Here is an 18,861-nt window from a genome sequence, read left to right on the forward strand (position 1 = left end):
TCAGTGGAAGGCGTTGAGCAGGAAATCGCGCACGTACAACAGGCTCGGGCTCTTGATCACGCTTTTGCGCCACACCAGATACAGCGCGTTGACCGGCGCTTCGTTGGGCAACGTCGGCGATATCAGCCGACCGTCAGCGATGGCGTCGGCGCACTGGTAATCCGGCAGGACACTCCAGCCGTGACCGCCGAGCAGCAGGTCCTTGATGATCCGCAGATCGGGGATGGTCAACGCGGCTTGCAGTTGCGGCGCGACCTGAAACTTCGTCGTCCACAACGGCCGTACCAGCGCCAGATCCTCGTCAAAAGCAATCAGCGGCACTTGCTTGAGTTGCTCTGCGGTCGGCTGTTGCCCGAGGCGTTCCAGCAGACTCGGCGCGTACACCAGCAACATGCGTTCGGTGAGCAGATGCGCGTAGCCATGGGAGTGTTCGTCGGGCATGGACGCGGTGATCGCAAAGTCGATCTGCTTCGATTCGAGCATTTCATAGATGCGCTTTTTAGTGCCCGTGTGAAAGCGCAGGGTGAAGCCTTCGTTCATCAACGGCGCGAGGCGAGCAGCGACTTGCGCGTGGATGAAGTCCGAAGGGCCGACCAGATGCACCGTGCCGCCCTTGATCAGGCCCGGGCGTAGCGAGGCAATCTTGCTTTCCAGTCCGTCGAGAAACGGCGCCACCGAGCGTGCCAGTTCATCGCCGGCTTCAGTCGGCTCGACACCACGTGGCAAGCGCTGGAACAGCGGTTTGCCGACCAGCGCTTCCACCGCTTGGATGTGCATTGATGCTGCCGGTTGGGTGATGCCCAGGTGTTCCGCTGCCCTGGAAAACGACTTGGCGCGGTAGGCTTCGAGGAAGGTTCGCAAGTGGGTGAGGTGGCTCATGGTGCTCCGGCGCCCGAAGGAGTGAAGGTTGCTTTTACCACTGTGCCTGCCGGAACGGAACGCCATTACGGCGTTCCGCCTATCGAGGCCTTACAGGTTCTCAGCCGCCCGATAGTTTGATGTGGCCGACATCTGACTCAGCACCAGCAACAAGCCCAGCGCCGAAACAGCTGCACCGGTGAGCCCGACGAAGCTCAGACCAAACTGACTGATCGTGACGGCGCCCAGTACTGACCCCAGCGCGATCCCGGAATTGAATCCGGCAATGTTCAACCCCGCCGCGACCCCATGAGCATGCGGCGCATGACGCTCGGCAACGCCGATCAAGCGCGCCTGCAACGCCGGCACCGCAGCGAAGCTGAACATACCCAGCAGGGCGACCAGCACACCCATCATCAACGCTGAACCTGAGAACGCCCACATGCCCGCCGTCACCAGCACGATGCCGGCGATCAACGCAGCACTGGCGCGGTCGACACCCCAGGCATCCGTCAATTTACCGCCCAACACATTGCCGATAGCCGCCATCACGCCGTACAACAACATGAACACGCCGACCGTGGCGGCGGTGGTGCCAGTGACCTCGGTAAGCACCGGTGCGATGTAGGTGTAGGCGACGAAGGAACCGGCATAACCCAGCACCGTCACCAGTGCGCCGGCCAACAACTTGCCGTTGAGCAACGCCTTGAGACTGTGCAACGCCGAGCCGCTGTCGGCAGCTGTTGGCAGCGGATCACGCATGCCGAAGAGCAAACCGAAGAAGCCAATCGCACCGAACACCGCAATCGCCGCCAACACCAGACGCCACGACATCACACCGCCGAGATAGGTGCTGATCGGCACACCAATCGCCATGGCCAAGGTAAAACCACCGAACACCACCGCAACCGCACTGCCGGCCCGACCGGGACCGGCCAACCGCGCCGCCGTACTCGAAGCCACTGCCAGAAACAGACCATGCCCCATGCCAGCGACAAACCGCGCGACCAGCATCAGCGTCAACGTCGTCGAAAACGCCGCCGCCAGGCTGCCGACGCTGAACACCAGCGCCGTGGCGAGCATCACGTTCTTGCGTGACCAACGGGCGGTCAATGCACTGAACAGCGGCGCGGACAGCGTGGCGCCCAAGGCATATGCCGTGACGGTCGCCCCGGTGGCTTCGACGTCGACGCCGAGACTGCGGGCCATGACGTCGGTCAGACCAATCGGCACGAATTCGGCCAGACCCAGGGCGAAAGCGCTAAGGGTGAAGATGTAAATGACAAAGGGCATGTGGGCTTCTCGCAGGAGTGGAAGATGGCGAGAAGGTAGGAGGACAGCTGCTATTGATGAAATCATCGATTATCAGTGGCGGTATAAAAATAATTATGACTTCTGTGCCAATTAAAGGCTGACTTTTACTTCAAGGTGATACGCCGGGCATACGGTCATTAATTGGACAAAATAAAAAACAGTGCCATCATTGTGCTATGTGTTGTTGGATAGGACATCAACTCGTTGTAAAAGGGAGAACGAAGATGCTTCGATTGGTTGCGTTATTTACAGGTTCGTCGATCATTGCCGGATGTACTACTTATCTTGATTCCGAGCGTGTTCCTCAGGGGATGGAACCCTCGAAACCTGGCTTTTCTTATTATCTTCCGCGACAAGCCTATAAAATTTCGGCCACCTACGAATTACAAAGCTGCCCGAATCTGGCGGGAAAAACCTCTGATGAAAAGAATGCGCAGCTAATCATTTCTCAAAGCGTAACAGTTACAGAAAACACTTATGCAGATCGAGAACAGCATTTCTCCATACCGCTCGATACGCTGACATCTGGATTGAAAACCACAACGGTCACCGTGGGCCTCTATCCCAATCAGACACTGCAGAATGTAGGGGTCACTGCTGAAGATAAAACGGCGCAAGTATTGAAGAATCTGGTAGGTACAGCGGTGACCATCGCTAAAATCAACAGTGGGATCTTTACAGCGCAAGCAGCCCCGAAGTCGTTATGTCGAGATGACATTTATGCATCGTTAAGAGCTATTCGAAAAGCGAGATTGTCCTTGCAGGACTCAAAGCTGGACGATAAAGGGCGGGCGCTGCAGGCAGCAATAATAACGTCTGCGAGAGAGAATCTTAAAATTGTCAGCAGTTTTAATTTCGACCCATCAGAAAAAAATCTCAGAGTTATCTTCCCATTCGATAAAGACTCTTTTATGAACTGGTTTGTGGATCCTGCACAAATTGGCGCGGGTGGTGGGAAACTCTATACACGAACAGTCACTACCGGGGCCGAGATAGTAGGTTATACCGCAAACGTCGAAAACCCTAATAAGCCTGCGGAGGCCACGAAAGGTGTTACTTATCGCACTGCTTTGCCGGTGAAATTAGCTATTTGTGCGGGCGACTGTTCATCGGCAGACAGAAAAGTACTTTTTGAAACAGATGTCCAATTGTCTCAGCTTGGCAGGTATGCCGTTATACCGTTGAAAAACGGGCCGTTTGCGAAGAATAACTTGTCTCTCACGTTTTCCGAGGGAGGCGTTCCCAGTTCGGTCACCTATGGTGAAGAGAGCAGGGTAGATAAAGCTACTGCGTTTCTGTCGGAATCGGCAGATTCGATACAAAAGTTAAAAGGCCAGAAAGCCGCAGTGAAAGATGCGGAGTCAGCGGCCGAAGCAGCAGCACCGCTGAATAGCATAAAAGCTGATACGGAGATCTTGAAAGCAAGAGCCGAGAACGTAGAAGCCCAGCAAAAGCTGAATGAGTTGATGGTGCCATGATCAGGTCAAGTACCGCTCTACTGGCAGCTCTCGCATTGGTCTATTCACACGCTGCCTATAGTGCTGAGTCGCGTTCATTTGAAGATTTGCCGCAAAAAAACTCAGTCGGGCAGCTTCTTTTGGATAATGCCTTTAAGGCTGGCGTCGTGACTGAGGTCGACAAGAAAATTATCGAAAATTCCGCTCAGTTATCCCCAAAGTTTATAGAGGGCGCAGCCAGCAAAGCGATAGGCGACGAAAGTTACTCTGAATTTTTATCTCGTGCCACTCAGGCGGAACTTGAAAATTACAGATCTGACATCCTTGCACGAGCCAAGATCCAGGGACTTTCCTACGGAATGGTATACGTTGATAAAACAACCGCGACAAAAGTGAAGGAAGCAGCGCCAGCCCTTGCCAGTCGAGAATTCAGTGCGTTCAAGATTCCAGAGGGTATCTCCGAAAAAATTGCCGCCGTGCTATCAGAAAGAAAATTGCTTTACCGTCCAATTTGCCCATCAGGGAAGCTTTCCAAGATAAAAGGCGTCTTTGTTCCCTGCATCGAAAATGATCCGTGGTCTGCCGATCTCTTTAGAACGGTCATTCCGGTGTCTGTAAATAAGGTTGTCGTGTGTACGGGAACGTTAATTGGCGAGGGTGTTGTATTGACGGCTGCTCACTGTGTACTAAATGAGAATCGAACCGCTATTGTACCAACTGAGCAAATTACTGTAGCGACCGCGAAGAATAAAATTACACCGTTAGTCGCCACTCCTTTTGTTCCGTCGGAGGCGCTAGGTGACTGCATGCCGGTCTGTGGAGATTCGGACTATGATTTCGCACTTTTGAGAGTCTCTGTCCCCAATAGTCAAGGATTGGAACCTGTACCCGTTCTCAAGCTTGCGCAGAGACAAGACGATCTTGTCGTTACTATCGCAGGTTATGGGCGCACATCGTTTCCAGTCGAAATGTCCAAGGGAGAGTTTTTCATTGGGCGGCAGACACTTCCGAACTTCAATCCAGATGAGCCAATACGCTGGAATTTTAGCCTTTCCAATAGGCAACCCGGGAGTACCAGTTGTTTTGGAGATAGTGGCGGTCCAGTCTTTCAAGGAAGTCCTCGCAAGACTGGCGATAAACTTGAGATTATTGGTGTGATCAGCGGGTATAACGGTAAAGATGTTCAATGCTTCAACGAGGCCGTTGCGAAGTCGGTCAATCTTTCTCAGCCGGGGCCACGATCAAGGCTGTGCGGTTATCTCGGCAGTCAGGACCAGTTTTGCAGTAGCCGTTAGGAATTCGCACTCCCTAACGGCCCAAGCAAAGAATGTTTGTTAGTGCAACATCAGCCTTGGGGCTGCTTCGCCAACTCAATCCCCGCCGCCCCCAATCGCTTGAGAATCTCGAACAACAAATCACTCTTGGTCACCCCGACAATCCTCGGGCTGCCCACATACCCCGTGATCGTCAGCGTAATGCCCTCCGGCGACAACTTGCTGAAACGCACGAACGCCGCCGGTTTGTCGAGGATGCTTTCGTTCTCCCGGTAAGTGCTTAGCAGCAGTTCCTTGACTTGCTCGGGATCGATATCCAGCGGAAACATCAGCTCCAGCGACGCCACACCCTGAGCACTGCCACCCAGGGTAACGTTGCGCAGGTTCTGCGAGATCAGTTGCGAATTGGGCACGATCACAATCGAACGGTCGCTCAATTGAATCTCCGTGGCTCGCACGTTGATCCGGCGAATATCGCCCTCAACCCCACTGATGCTGATCAGATCCCCCACCTTCACCGGGCGCTCGGTCAGCAGGATCAGGCCTGAAACGAAGTTCTTCACGATCTCCTGCAAACCGAAGCCGATGCCCACCGACAGCGCACTGACGATCCACGCCAGATTGGTCCACTGCACCCCCAGCGACGACAGCGTCAGCAGGATCACCAGCGCATAACCGATATTGGAAAACAGCGTGCTCAACGACGCGCACATGCCCGGGTCCATATCAGTCTTGGGCAGGAATTCGTTGTCCAGCCAACGGCTCAAGGCACGGATCAAGTAGATGCCGATCAACAGTGCCAAAACCGCGTTGAGCAAATGCCCGGGCACGATGTTCAACTTGCGCAATCCAGCACCACCGAGGATCGCCATGATGTTGTGGAACAACTGCCCCAGCGTCGTGCCGATGCCGCCAACAAACAGCGCGATGACTGCTAGCAGTAACAGCCCGGCGCGGCTGACCCCGGAGAGCAGAATCGAAATCTGATCCAGCCGTCGATCGCCAATGCCCAGCAACTGCTTGAGCGCCTTGCCGCTTGAATGCTTGGGCGAGAACACGTACTCGCAGCCGTCCTTGATGACCTGAATCAGCAAGTAAAAACCCGACAGCACGATATAAGCCCACACCACTTCATAGGTGATGAACCGCGCCAGCGACACGTAACCGGTGAGCAGGGCAACGGCCGAGACAAACATCGCCAGACTGACAGCGGTGTAGATCACCCCGGCAAAGGTGTTGCCCGTCGCCTGCGGATCATTGGCGGCAAGCAAGCCTTTGCGCACTTTGCTCACGCGCAGCAGCATCGTCACGACGATGACCATCACCACCATCGCAATCACGCCCCGTCCGGCAATCACGATCTGGCTGCTCATGCCGGTGGCGTTGCTGACCTGGACCAACGTCACCAGCACCAGCAAGGTGCCGGAAAGAATGCGCGGGTAGGGCTTCAACGCCAGCGCCACAGGATCGGCAATCGCCGGCAGCCGCCATGACGGGTGCCTGGTCGACAACAGCGCGCGGCTCAGCCCGGTGATCAGCACGCAGGCATAGACAACCTTGGCAAACTCCTCGGAAAACGTCTCCAGCACCGGCGGCAAAGGCGCGTGCCGGGTGCAAGCGTAAAACAGAATTTGCAGGGCAATCCCCGTGGTGACGATGGTCGCCAGCGCCGAAGCAAACGCCAACGCACTGCGTCGCACACGCCCCTCCGGCATGCGATGAATACACAACCACGTCAGCCCCCGATCAGCCAGCCTGCGCCCGACTGTCCAGATCAGCAGTGCCAGCAACACCAGCACCGTTGTGTAAAACCGCTGCCCCGGCGCCCACACCGTGGCCCATGTATCGCCCACCTGGCCAACAAAAAAACGCAAACGCTGCCGATCGTCATCCCGAGGATTCACCAGCGGCGCCCAGAAATCCGGACTCAACACCGTGCCAGTGCCCAGCGTCAGCTCACTCTCCAGCAACGTGCGTCGGATCCCGGCAATCTGCGTGATCAGATCCGCCGCACTCTGCTTCAACGCCGCCAGGTTCTTCAGCGTCGCATCGACCTTGTTCTTCTGCTCCGCCAGCGACGCCCGCTGCGCGATGATATCCGCTTGCTCCGACGCCACCCCCGTATCCGGCGCCGCCCCCAACACCCCCAACTGCACCGCCAGTTGCGCCTGCTGCGGCAACAACGACGCCGACAACCGATCGACATCCAGAATGAACGCCTGCACCCGATCCTGCGGCCCTTCGAGCTGGTTGTAATTGTTCGCCGACGAAATCTGCTGCTTCAGCCCATCGAGCCGCTGTTGCAGGGCCTGCAAGTCACTTTGATTGATCACCGGCAACGGCGCGGCTGCGGTCTCGGAAGGCGCGGGCAGATCCGCCGCCCACGGTGAAGAACCGCCAGGGATGAGCAGGGTGAGTGCGATAAAAAACAGCGAGTTCAATGTGTTGCGCATGGAAAGGACGGACCCGAATTGATCACACAGTCTATGAGGGTAGGTGATCAGGGCACGGTTCGAGGAAAAGTTTCAGGGGAGCAGGTGGATCAGCTCGGGTTGCAAGGCGTCTGGAGTGACGTCGAGCAGGGCCAGCGTGACCGGCAGTTTGAAACGACGGCGACCGGCGCTGCCGGGGTTGAGGTACAGGCGATTGCCGCGCCATTCGATCAAGGGCTTGTGGGAATGGCCGGTGATGATGAGTTTGATGGTGGGGTCGAGGTCGGTGGGGACGTCGGCGATGTCGTGGGTGAGGAGGGTTTGCCAGCCGTTGAGGTTGAAGGTGAGGTGGTCGGGGAGGGCGGCGGCCCAGGGGAGGTTGATGTCGTTGTTGCCGCGTACGGCGTGGAGTGGGGCGATTTCGGCTAGTTGGTCGAGGATTTCTGCGCTGCCGATGTCGCCGGCGTGGATGATGAGGTCGACGCCTTGGAGGAAGGTAAGGGCTTCGGGGCGGAGGAGGCCGTGGGTGTCGGAGATGATGGCGGTTTTCATGAGGGGGAGATTAGCAGGGAATGGGGCTGCTTTCGGCCAGAAGCAGACGCCTATGAACGAAAGTGCTTAACTAATAACCAAGAACACACTGCTGATAAATTTCACTTGTGTTACCACCCTATAGTTAGGTGCTCAGTTAATGCGTATCCAGGATCATAAACTAGCGTGGCGCTGGATCGACCCAGCGTATGCGGTGTTGCCAGAGGAAATCCTCGTGCAGATGCAGGTAGTGCTGCCTGAGGAGGCGAGGGAGCTGCACAATCGAGCGCTAAAGTTTTTGGGCAATCACAGCTTGAGCATCGAGTTACGTCCTGAAATATCCAACGCAGAAGAGGCCGCGTCGGAGGTTTGCTCCAATTGGCTGAAACAACTCCAGCCACATCTAGAGCAGCCGGTATCACTTTCTTGGGATGCAGAGACAGCCTTGCGCACAACATGGGAGGTGTTCATATCTTTCTGGCCGGAGTTCTGCTATCCGTCCTCGGATGATCTAGTTGTATTTCCAGAATCAGAGGCGTGGGTGCTCTTATACCATCATGACCGAGAGTTTCACTTTGGTAGACGATCGGGCAAAGCTTAGCAAGCCGCTGCAACTCGGCGCTTATCCTTGCGACAACTTTAGACACATGGATGTCCGCTTTTGGCCGATAGCTGCCGTCCACAAATGACTGCTTTCGGCCATAGGCAGTATGACGGGACTCCAGTAGAGCGGTCTGTAGGGCACGGACGAAATCGCTAGGGTGCGGCGTCGTCTTGGCATCGCCCACGCCGTAGCCACGGGTGAACAATCAGGCTTGAAAATCGCAGCGTTCGATCTGGCCACCTGCGGTGTCGTGAACGTCCGTAAAAGGGCGGATTTCCAAAAGTCGAGACAGCGAAGTCAGCCAGACGGCAACAATGTGATCCTGCTTTTTTTGTTAGATCTGAGTCTGTTTTTAACGGGGCGACGCTCTATAGAGTGTATATCCGACGCACAAGTGGACAGTGATCGGCCCGCTACTGTTTCTGGCTCTCTGAAGACCGGACGAATCGAGAGTCTTCAGGAATCACCATGAATACTCGTCCAAGCTTTCAGAGCAAGACCTTCCCCCAATCGCAACGTGACATTCTCGGCATGATCGCGACCGATCAGCATCTGGGCGATGTACTCTGCGCCATCTGCCAGATGCTCGACACACAGACTCCCGAAACCTACTGCTCTATCCTGCTGGCGGATGCAGAGGGCAAGCACTTACTCAACGGCGCGGCACCAGGCCTGCCGGCCGAGTACAGCGAGGCGATAGATGGAATGGCCATTGGTCCGCAGGAAGGGACCTGCGGCACAGCAGCGTTCCGGCGCGAGCTTGTAGTCACCGAAGACATCGCACGGGACCCGAACTGGGAACGTTTCCGCAGCCTGGCGCTGGGGCATGACCTGCGTTCCTGCTGGTCAGTCCCTTTGCTCTCCCATGAAGGAACGGTGCTGGGGACATTTGCCCTGTACCAAAAGAGTATCCATGCGCCGGACGAGGTGCAGATTCAACAGCTGGTGTTTGCCGCGCAACTGGCAGTCATTGCGATCCGTCATGAGCGTGACGGTCGGCGATTGGAGGAGAGCGAACAACGTTTTCGTTCATTGTTCACCTATAACCCCAACCCGGTGTTCGCCCTCGATCTGGCCGGCAACGTCCAGAGCGTCAATCCTGCGGGCCTGAAGCTGAAACCGCAGACGGCCGTCAATTTCATTGGTCAGCACTTTTCCCATCTGGTACTCGATGAGGATCTGCAACGGGTCAGTCAGCATTTTTGCGCAGCCCGTGCCGGATCGCCTCAGCGCTTCGAGGCACAGCTTCGCGACGAAAGCGAGCAACTGTTGACCATGGATATCTCCAACCTGCCCATCATGGTCAACGGAGAGATTGTGGGAGTATTCGGCATTGCCCGGGACATCAGCGCACAGAAAAATTTCGAACGCGAATTGAGCTTCAATGCCAGCCATGACCGGCTGACCGGTTTGCTTAACCGTGTTTCGCTTGAAGAGCGACTTGTTCGGGATTGCCACATCAGTCGTCGGCGTAATCGGCGTCTGGCGGTAATGTGCATTGATCTGGATGGATTCAAATCCATCAACGATTCGATCGGGCATTACTTCGGCGATCAGGTGCTGATCGAAGTGGCGCAACGCATGACCGAGCAGGTTCGCCCCGGCGATACCATCGTGCGCATGGGCGGTGACGAATTCATTGTGCTGCTGCCGGACCTGCTGCGTGACGAGGACGCAGTGCCAGTCGCCGAGCGCTTGATGGCCAGCATTGCCAGACCCTACTGCATCCAGGGCATTGACCTGCATGTGAGTGCAAGTGTCGGCATCACCCTGAGCGATGGTCACATTGAGCAGCCGATGCAACTGATCCAGCAGGCTGACATGGCCATGTACAAAGCCAAGCAGCAAGGGCGCAACAACTTTCAGTGGTACACCAGCGAGCTCAATCAACGTGTTTGCGAGCACGCGAGCCTGCGCAATGACTTGCAAAAGGCTATCGAAACTCAATCCTTCCAGCTGCATTATCAACCGCAGATAGACGCACGCACGGGGCAGGTGGTCGGGATCGAAGCCTTGCTGCGCTGGGAGCATCCGGTAAAAGGATTTATCTCACCAGCGGTGTTTGTAACAGTGGCTGAAGACAGTGGTCAGATCATCCCGCTGAGCCTTTGGGTACTCGATACGGCCTGCGCGCAGTTGCGTCAACTGGGCGAGCAGGGCATCACAGGCATCTCGATGGCCGTGAATATTTCGCCGATGCATTTCCAGCGTGGGCAGTTCGTCGAGTGTATACAGGCAGTGCTGAACAGGTACGAACTTAGCGCCGGGCAGTTGGAACTGGAGATTACCGAGTCGCTTCTGTTGCATAACGTTGAGCAGGCGATCGACACGTTGCACCAGCTCAAGGCTCTAGGTGTACGCATTGCGCTCGATGATTTCGGCACCGGTTATTCCAGCCTCAGCTACCTCAAGCGCTTACCCATCGACAAAATCAAGATTGACCGTTCTTTCATCCGGGATATCGCTACCGACCATCACGATGCCGCGATCACCCAAGGCATTATTTCCATGGCCCATCACCTCAGCCTGACGGTGGTCGCCGAAGGTGTGGAAACCAAGTCTCAAGTGGATTTTCTCAAGGGCGGTCGCTGCGATGTTTTTCAGGGGTATTACTTTGCTAAACCGATGCCCTATGCTGACCTCGAAGCTTTCCTAAGCCTTCGCGCGTCCCGGTCCCTGACGCCCGATCTTGTCTGTTCCGAAGTTTGAAAAGGCGAATCTTCAGATTCGAACGAGTCCGGTTGCCCTGAACCACACTTCAGTTGCCACTTCGGTCCTGGAGCGTTCCTGTTGAGCGCTTCAGATCTTTTGCCGGGTCTAGAAGCGTTTGGGAAACTGAGCGCTTTAGACCCAAGCTCTGCTCAACACGCCTGGCCGTGGACGCATTAAGCGCGTGACTGTTGTTGGCACTGGAGGGTATCGAAAATTCGTTCAGCGACTACGGCAAGCGTCATCAACGACTATAGTCATTGGTGAGCCAGAGCGAATCTGACCATTCCCCTGCCAACCTGGCCTAATCCAATTCCGCGATTACACGGCGGATCTTCTTGTGTTCCTTGATGCGGAACGTAAACGTTTCGCTGCCGAAATCACTCAGGCTCAGGCTGAGATCGAGGCAGCGTTGTCTTTTTTTGAACCCCTTGATGGTGGATGGAGTTATCCCGCCGGGCACGTCGTATCCCACTGAGCACGTCCCAACCACCCATCTATCAAGGTTCAAGCAATGAATACTTCAGAGTTAGATGATGCACAAAAAACCAATGGCGACCTGGTTCAGGGTCCGCTGCCGGCCGGCACTGTCGCGCCCGACTTCACTCTTCACGCAACCCCTGATCAACAGTTGTCGCTGCGTGAGCTAAAGGGAAATCCCGTGATACTGGCGTTTTATCCCGCTGACTGGACTTCGGTGTGTGGTGACCAACTGACCTTGTACAACCAGTTGTTACCCACCTTCAGAGAATATGGTGCGGTGCTATTGGGTATCTCGGTTGACAGCGCCTGGTGTCATCAGGCCTTTGCCAAAGATCGAAATTTCCACTTCAGCCTGCTGGCCGATTTCGAGCCCAAAGGGGCGGTGGCACGACAGTATGGAGCGTACGAGTCCCAGCTCGGAGTTTGTAAGAGGGCACTGTTCGTGATTGACAAGGAGGGGGTGGTCGCCTGGAGCTACGTCTCACCAATGGCAATCAACCCTGGGGCGGACGGCATTCTGGATGCGCTGGATGCTCTGGTGAATTCGCCACAAAGCACGCCAACCAAAAATTAACAGGTGATTACATGGCCACTCTCAAAGTCCCGGTAAGTGCCAACGACCATCGCCAGGGAAGTGCGCATGCCAAGGTCACCTTGGTGGAATTTGGCGACTATGAATGTCCCTATTGCGGTGAAGCTTATTGGATGGTCAAGAATCTGCAACAGCATTTTCGCGATGACTTGCTGTTTGTGTTCCGTAACTTCCCTCTGACCACCGCTCACCCCCATGCATTGGGTGCAGCGGTCACCGCTGAGTATGCCGGGAGTCGAGGATTCTTCTGGGAGGCCCACGACGAATTGTACGAAAATCAGGATCGATTGGGCCTGCCGCTGTATCGCGCCATCGTTCTCAAACACGGCCTTCCCAAGGAGGAATTCGATCTTGCAATGCAAGAGGATACTTACATTCCCAAAATACAAGCCGATTTCAATGGCGGTGTACGCAGCGGCGTGAATGGCACCCCAGCGTTTTACATTGACGGGCTTCGCTATGACGGAGTTCCAGAGTTCATCGGGATGAGTCAGATGATTGAGCTTTTGTTAGTGCGTGGACGAAATCGCTAGAGAGCCAAATCGGCTTGGCATCACCCACATCGGAGCCGAGGAAAAACCAACGTTAGCTTCCTTTTACATTAAAGAGGTGGATACGGAGCCGGCAACTAATGAAATCTTTGAAGTATTATGAAGAAAATCGACACGCCACATGGTTGGAGTTGTTTTTTGACCTGACTTTCGTTGTTACGATAGGCCAGGTTACGCACACTCTCGGACATGTTCATGACGGCCACTTTGAACATAAGCAATTATGGACATTCTTACTGCTTTTTGTACCGTTGTGGTGGATCTGGTCCAGTCACACGATTTACTCCAACAGGTTCGATACAGACAGTAATCTTCACCGTTTGGCAACATTGTTCATAATGCTCCTGCTCATTGTGCTATCGGCACGGATTGGGGAAGACCTGGAAGTGAACTACCCGCTTATTATTGCCTGCTATTTTGGTATACGAGCGATCATCAGTGTTATGTACATTTCATCCATTAGTAAACTCGATTCTCGCGGCGAACTTTCCTCAAGGCTTGGTTTCGCCCTATTAGTTAGCGCAGTTATTAGTCTTTCATCCGTTATTTTTGACCCGCCCTTGCGTTACCTTGTTGCTTATATTGGGATTGTTCTTGATATTCTGTTTCCTGTATTTTTCTGGACTAAACTAAAACCGTTGCCAGCACACACGGAACATTTGGTTGAGCGCATAGGCCTACTCACCCTAATCTTATTGGGGGAGTCAATTATTAGCCTTTCCGGAGGCTTGTCTAACATTCAATGGGGTTATTATAATGTGATGGCGGCCATCACCGGATTTATCATGATTTGCAGTATCTGGTGGATCTATTTTGATAGTTTTTACTTATTGAACAAACATCAAAGCAGTATGAGTGGGCACGCCTTAATCTACTCGCACCTTTTTCTTTTTATGGGGCTGGCACTTCTGGCAAATTTGATTAGGCATGCGATCCTGAATGACATTGCGATGCGCGATTTCCAGGTTATGTCGATCACCGGCATGGTCTTGTTTTTCCTGGGGAAGCAATATGGCTATTTCATAGCTGTGAGTCGAATAAGGAAATACATACTGCAAAACACCTTGATCGTGTTTTCTTTAGGTGGGTTAGTTATATTTCTACCGCGTGTCGAGTACATATTGGTCGGCTTGACAGTCACCATGATCTGTTATGTTCTCCTGAATTTCAGATATCGTTGAGTCTTGATTATCAGGCCACAGCTCGGGAAAAGTGATCACGCGGCTGGTCTGCGGTTTGCGCGCTGCCTACTACGTCATTCTCAGTGTCCGAGCGACATGCGACGCTACCCTTGGTCTATTTGGGTTTGTAATCCTGGTATCGTCGACCATAGTTAAGAGTCTCGGATACCCCTCTTAGCTATCGCGATCTGATAGCGCCAGCGGCATCGTAACAACAGGAGCCACATCATGGTCAAAGTAGCGTTGTTCGTTCGCCTGGAAGCAAAACCCGGGAAAGAAAAGGATGTAGAAAGCTTTCTTTTGGGCGGCCTTCCGTTAGTGGAGGAGGAGCCAGCCACTACAGCCTGGTTTGGAATCCGCTTGGGGCCGTCCACCTTTGGCATCTTTGACGCATTCCCGGATGAAGCGGGCCGGCAGGCTCATCTTTCGGGCAAGGTCGCGGCGGCGCTTATGGCAAACGCTGCCGAGCTGTTTGCCGAACCGCCATCAATCGAGAAGGTTGACGTCCTTGCAGCCAAGCTGCCCGGTTAAGCAAATCCAACAGGAAGTTTCATTCAGTTCGGGGAGGCTCACGATGTCTTGTATGAAAATCAGGATCGCCTGGGCCTGCCGCTGTCCCGGGCGGTGATCAATCAAAACACCTGTATTGAAGATAAATGTCATGGCTAAAGTGCCGTGTCCAGGATTCATGCCATGCTCGCGCGCTCGGTATAAGTGAAAGGATATGCGCGCAAATCGTGTCCATGGACGGCGTGGAAGCCGCACAGAATCTGCAAGGCAATGTGCTCATCACGGGTTTAGGCTGGGTAGGGTAGATTGCTTGCCGGGCACCGGTCGCTCATGGCGCGAAGATCTCCATCATTGATGTAGATCCGGAGGTCATCCGCGCCGTAACACTTTATGGTTTCGTCAAGTGAGCATTCGTCGGCGTAGCAGTGACCGATGTTCAATGCGCTGCCGGACGCGGCTGCACTCCGAACTGCGCAACGATGTGCGTACCCAATTCCTCGATAACCTCCGCCGCAGGGCGCTTGCCATATTTGAGATTGAGAATGACGTGGTCCACGCCGATTTCCTCAAGCGACTCCAGCAAAAACCGTAGATGGTAACGTCCCAGTCTGAAACCCAAATGGATACGTGTGGGTGGCGTGGACGGATTCTCATCGAGATCGATGTACAGCGACTGAGTAAAGGGCTTGTACACAGAGCCACATTGCCTGGTGACCTCCAGTCGCCAATCTTCCACGACCAGCCGCTGCATGTTCGGAATGCGTGGATAGTTGATCCATCCGTTGCTCTCACGCGCGATCCAATCCAGTGACTGGCGACTGTTGCCGGTCACGAGCATTGGAATGAATTGGGTGGTAGGTTTCGGAATCAGGTCTGCGCCTTGCATTTCACCAGTGCTCCAGTGGATGGGCTCAAAACTGGTGCTGTGGGCGCAGCGAATCACCTCGTAGTGTTCTCGAAAGATCTCTCCACGCTTTTCGGGATCGACGCCAAACGCCGAAAACTCCACTGGCCGATCTCCCGAAGCAACCCCCAGAATCAAGCGACCAGTGCTCAACTGATCGACGCTGGCTGACGCCTTGGCCGTGTGCAGGGGATGGTGCAGCGGGATGGCGATGGAGGCGGTGCCAAGTGCAATCTCCGAGGTATGGGCGGCCATATAACCCAGGTAAACCCAGGGGTCGAAGACTTGGCCGACATCGCCGAAGCCAGGGTCGCGAAGCGGCACGTCGCGAAACCAGAGCGCGCAGAAGCCCAGCGCCTCGGCTTGTTTAGCCAGTGTGACCTGGTTGAGCATGCTCGGAGTGTCCCCGTCGAACGCCTCCATGGGAAAGAATAATCCAAGGCTCAAATGCCCCTGAGTGAAGGTTCGGCTGAACCCTCGATGCTGCTGGTAAGGAATCGTGCTCGGCCGATACATACGGATTGACCTCATGGCAGAACGTGAACAGCGCCCCCGTTTCCAGAGGTGCTGCGGCATCGGTCGCTTTTGAACGGCAGGTGGGGGGACTGGGTCTGGCTTTTACCCGTTGCGCCGTACTGCTGGTCGTGTGGACCGGACTCAGGGGGCAGTTGCTGGCGATAGGCGCGGGTTGGTCCGGGTGGGTATTAAGCGGACGGTCAAAGGAAGTCAGATCTCTCGGCTCTATACCACCAGATGGGCAAGGCGTTCGAGGAATCATTCTATAAGCGTAGGCGGTTTTGCAGCTCTCCGCCATATTCTTACAATCGAGCCGCTGGCGGGCGAAAGTCGCGTATCGAAGGCAGTTATCGGTCGTTTCCTGCCATTCCAGAACGGCCGCTATTGGCCGATAGTGGACATTTTGGCGTTTCAGGTAAATCCGGCAAGGAGAAAGGGCCAATGGACTTCATTATCGATTTGATAGCTCATCGCATCGGCGTGTTTGTGCTGGGTTTGCTGAGTGGCGGCCGTTTCAAGGGTGAGAGTGGTTTTGCCTGGGGCTGGGCAGTTGTCGTCGGTGGACTGATTCTGCTATCTCCGTTTGCAGCAGTCATAGCTGTGCTCGTCTATACCAGTGCCCCCTGATTTCATGTCTGTAATGGGTCAGAAGCTGCATTTCTCGAACGGTAGCTTTTGGCCGAAAGCAGTCACTTGCGAAGTTCACAGACGTGGCGTTGTTCTGTGGCGACGGATAAACCAGTCGCCACAGAATGACCGCAACTATCCAGCTACATCAACCTTATCCAAAGCACGATTCACCGCCAGCTCCTCAAGCATCACCACCTGCGCAATGCCCAGCAAAGTCTTGCGTATCGGCCCATCCACAAGCCCGGCAACATCACCGAGCATGACACTCGCCGAGGCCAACGATTCGCAGGCATTTGCCAGCAACGACTCAGCATCGGCCTCCGGATCAACCAGAAACATTGTGCTGGGTTTATACGGCGCAGCCATGATCGCCGCCGCTGGCTTGAGGTAATGGTCGAGGGCGCGTTCTGCCGCGTCGTGGAATTTCTTGGAATCGGGTGATTCGTAAGGGGAGGCCGGGTCGGTTTCCGGAGGGTCAGGCGTTTCTTTGCACATTTCTTCTTTTTCCTGTTTGTGGCTGCCGCTCCGAGCTACTAAACAGGGGGTGGCAGCTGTACGCAGGTTAGTAGACCGGGGAAAAGAAGAAAGCCGGCGCGCCCGGGGGCGCCCTACGCACAGCCGCCATCAAATGCAGGTAAGGGATACCTGTCTCAGCGACGCTTGTGCACTTTCATTTACCTCGGGCTACTAAACCCGATCACTGGGAATCAGTGACGGAGATCAAGTTACCGATGGCCCTCCAGGCGCACAAGCCGGCGGATTCTGGCGTAGTCGTAGGCAACGACGCAAGGTGTTGTAGCCTTCTGGGCGTAACGCGGCGTGTCATTTAAACGTTCCCCGGAATCCCTTAAACAAGCACTGAATATCGCTGCCAAAAGCACGCTGTTAAAGTGCATTCCCGCCGCCAAGGTCGGTGCATGGGGTGAACGGTTTTCCGGAGTCGGGTGATGGGTTTTTCTGCAACGATGTGGGAGTGGTTTGGCCAGGATGAGTACGGCCGAGTCTTTGCCGTGTGCGAGGGGCTTCTGGCTCTGCATTTTCTTGCCATGACGCCGGAAGAGCAGCGGGGGGCGATTCCGTACTGCCCGGCCTGTGAGACATGGTCGGAAGTGATGCTGCCGCTGGAAAGAACGCTGACAGCGTGCGCCGGTGCGTTGCCGATGGACATCAGAACGCGACTGCAAAGTCTGTGGGAGCAATGTAATGGTCTGACGGAAGCGGCTTTTCACTGTGATGACTGGTTCATGTTTGATCATGCGCAATGGCAGCCGCTCAGAGTCGCGGCTGAAGAGTTGAAGCAACTGATGGAGTGGCAGGACATCGAGCCGTTTCGGGAGGAGTTGCTGGAGGATTGCCGCAATGCCATTCGCGGCATCAAGCGTCCAGTGACCGAGTAAGCCTCAGCAGAAAGAGGCGCACGGATGGTGGCGTGCTTGAACTGCGCATTCCTCATGGGAATGCACCACATAAAATCAATGCATTTTTCTTATCCCGCCCCTCGGCGTACCTTGCTGCAAAGCCAAGGAGAATCGCCCATTGAACGCATCCACCCCGACACCTGCCGATAAATTCGACGCCTCCCGCGCCAACGAATACGCCAGACAAAGCCGCATCGCCCTGGCCGGATACGACGCCTGCCACGATCTCGCGGCGTGCATGTTGGCCGCCCAACTCGGCCACTCGCCCTCGGCAAACGTGTTGGTGGTCGGCGCTGGCGGTACGGCGCAGGAAATCATTGCGATGGCGTCGCTGGAGGCGGACTGGCACTTCACGGCGGTGGATCCTTCCGAGCCGATGCTGGACGCCGCGACGCAGCATTTGCAGGCCCATGGTTTGCAACATAGAACGACGGTGCGGCTTGGGCTGGTCGACGACTTGCCGGCGGATGAGGTGTTCGACGCGGCTACGTTGATCGGTGTGCTGCATCATCTGAATGGCGATGAGCCCAAACGAGCCATTTTGCGGTCCATTCAGGCTCGTCTCAAACCCGGCGCTCCTTTGATCGTTGCGGGCAATCATTACGCCTACGCCAGCCAACCGTTGTTGCTGGCGGCGTGGGGGCAGCGCTGGCGGCAGCAGGGTGCCAGTGCGGAGGAGATGAGTGCCAAGCTTGGCAAGATTCTGCAAGGTGCGGATCCGCCGCATTCCGAAGCGGCGGTTCAAACGCTGTTGCGTGAGGCGGGGTTTGGCGAGGCGACCCGGTTTTTCAGCAGTCTTTTTTGGGGAGCGTGGCTGACGTGTAAAAGGGACTGAGCGGATGGTGTATCCTCTGCGCCGCACTCCCGGGACAGGATTCTCCCGGGACTAACAAGGAT

16 protein-coding genes are annotated in these 18,861 nt (G+C 55.2%); 10 read left to right on the top strand and 6 right to left on the bottom strand.

The genetic code is table 11. The annotated features are described in order from the left end of the window. Both KI231_RS12795 and KI231_RS12800 read right to left on the bottom strand, forming a co-directional pair. Positions 1-879, bottom strand: coding sequence for a LysR family transcriptional regulator (locus KI231_RS12795; protein WP_213028468.1), 879 nt, complete (start codon positions 877-879; stop codon positions 1-3). 90 nt (positions 880-969) lie between these two features. After that, a complete protein-coding gene (locus KI231_RS12800) occupies positions 970-2,151 on the bottom strand; it encodes an MFS transporter (protein WP_213028469.1) in 1,182 nt (393 codons plus the stop codon). A 245-nt stretch (positions 2,152-2,396) separates the two neighbouring features. Here KI231_RS12800 and KI231_RS12805 point away from each other — a divergent pair, with 245 nt between their 5' ends. Both KI231_RS12805 and KI231_RS12810 read left to right on the top strand, forming a co-directional pair. Further along, positions 2,397-3,650: a hypothetical protein gene (locus tag KI231_RS12805; RefSeq protein ID WP_213028470.1), complete on the top strand. Its 1,254-nt coding sequence runs from the start codon at positions 2,397-2,399 to the stop codon at positions 3,648-3,650. Beyond that, positions 3,647-4,924, top strand: coding sequence for a S1 family peptidase (locus KI231_RS12810; protein WP_213028471.1), 1,278 nt, complete (start codon positions 3,647-3,649; stop codon positions 4,922-4,924). The genes KI231_RS12805 and KI231_RS12810 overlap by 4 nt, the downstream gene beginning before the upstream one ends. 50 nt (positions 4,925-4,974) lie before the next feature. On the opposite strand, the gene KI231_RS12815 is transcribed toward KI231_RS12810, so the two are convergent. Beyond that, positions 4,975-7,356: a DUF3772 domain-containing protein gene (locus tag KI231_RS12815; RefSeq protein WP_213028472.1), complete on the bottom strand. Its 2,382-nt coding sequence runs from the start codon at positions 7,354-7,356 to the stop codon at positions 4,975-4,977. Between the two features lie 72 nt (positions 7,357-7,428). Continuing rightward, complete coding sequence (locus KI231_RS12820; protein ID WP_213028473.1) at positions 7,429-7,887, bottom strand: metallophosphoesterase family protein; 459 nt, start codon at positions 7,885-7,887, stop codon at positions 7,429-7,431. A 1,051-nt stretch (positions 7,888-8,938) separates the two neighbouring features. Between KI231_RS12820 and KI231_RS12825 the strand changes: the two genes are divergently transcribed. The 5 genes from KI231_RS12825 to KI231_RS12845 all read left to right on the top strand — a co-directional run bounded on the left by KI231_RS12825 (position 8,939) and on the right by KI231_RS12845 (position 14,517). Then, positions 8,939-11,179, top strand: coding sequence for a putative bifunctional diguanylate cyclase/phosphodiesterase (locus KI231_RS12825; RefSeq protein WP_213028474.1), 2,241 nt, complete (start codon positions 8,939-8,941; stop codon positions 11,177-11,179). Positions 11,180-11,693: 514 nt separating this feature from the next. Next, positions 11,694-12,236, top strand: coding sequence for a redoxin domain-containing protein (locus KI231_RS12830; RefSeq protein WP_078047885.1), 543 nt, complete (start codon positions 11,694-11,696; stop codon positions 12,234-12,236). An 11-nt stretch (positions 12,237-12,247) separates the two neighbouring features. Continuing rightward, entirely contained in the window at positions 12,248-12,787 is a 540-nt protein-coding gene (locus tag KI231_RS12835; protein WP_078047886.1) for a DsbA family protein, read from the top strand. Positions 12,788-12,885: 98 nt separating this feature from the next. Then, positions 12,886-13,986 carry a low temperature requirement protein A gene (locus tag KI231_RS12840; protein ID WP_123531854.1) on the top strand — a complete coding sequence of 367 codons (1,101 nt, stop codon included), beginning with the start codon at positions 12,886-12,888 and terminating at the stop codon, positions 13,984-13,986. A 228-nt stretch (positions 13,987-14,214) separates the two neighbouring features. Further along, entirely contained in the window at positions 14,215-14,517 is a 303-nt protein-coding gene (locus KI231_RS12845; RefSeq protein ID WP_023047152.1) for a putative quinol monooxygenase, read from the top strand. Between the two features lie 415 nt (positions 14,518-14,932). On the opposite strand, the gene KI231_RS12850 is transcribed toward KI231_RS12845, so the two are convergent. After that, on the bottom strand, positions 14,933-15,916 hold the full coding sequence (locus KI231_RS12850; protein WP_123531852.1) for an LLM class oxidoreductase: 984 nt from the start codon (positions 15,914-15,916) through the stop codon (positions 14,933-14,935). Between the two features lie 441 nt (positions 15,917-16,357). Here KI231_RS12850 and KI231_RS12855 point away from each other — a divergent pair, with 441 nt between their 5' ends. Further along, positions 16,358-16,543 (top strand): hypothetical protein, encoded by a 186-nt coding sequence (locus KI231_RS12855; protein ID WP_103301939.1) that lies wholly within the window; start codon positions 16,358-16,360, stop codon positions 16,541-16,543. 135 nt (positions 16,544-16,678) lie between these two features. Here KI231_RS12855 and KI231_RS12860 read toward each other — a convergent pair whose 3' ends face one another. Then, a complete protein-coding gene (locus tag KI231_RS12860) occupies positions 16,679-17,041 on the bottom strand; it encodes a DUF6124 family protein (RefSeq protein ID WP_213028475.1) in 363 nt (120 codons plus the stop codon). A gap of 452 nt (positions 17,042-17,493) precedes the next feature. Here KI231_RS12860 and KI231_RS12865 point away from each other — a divergent pair, with 452 nt between their 5' ends. Both KI231_RS12865 and KI231_RS12870 read left to right on the top strand, forming a co-directional pair. After that, positions 17,494-17,943 (top strand): hypothetical protein, encoded by a 450-nt coding sequence (locus KI231_RS12865; protein ID WP_103307116.1) that lies wholly within the window; start codon positions 17,494-17,496, stop codon positions 17,941-17,943. Between the two features lie 139 nt (positions 17,944-18,082). Continuing rightward, positions 18,083-18,799: a class I SAM-dependent methyltransferase gene (locus KI231_RS12870; protein ID WP_213028476.1), complete on the top strand. Its 717-nt coding sequence runs from the start codon at positions 18,083-18,085 to the stop codon at positions 18,797-18,799. The last annotated feature ends 62 nt before the right edge of the window (positions 18,800-18,861 follow it).

The sequence above is a fragment of the Pseudomonas sp. Seg1 genome (assembly GCF_018326005.1).
Taxonomy (GTDB): Bacteria; Pseudomonadota; Gammaproteobacteria; order Pseudomonadales; family Pseudomonadaceae; genus Aquipseudomonas.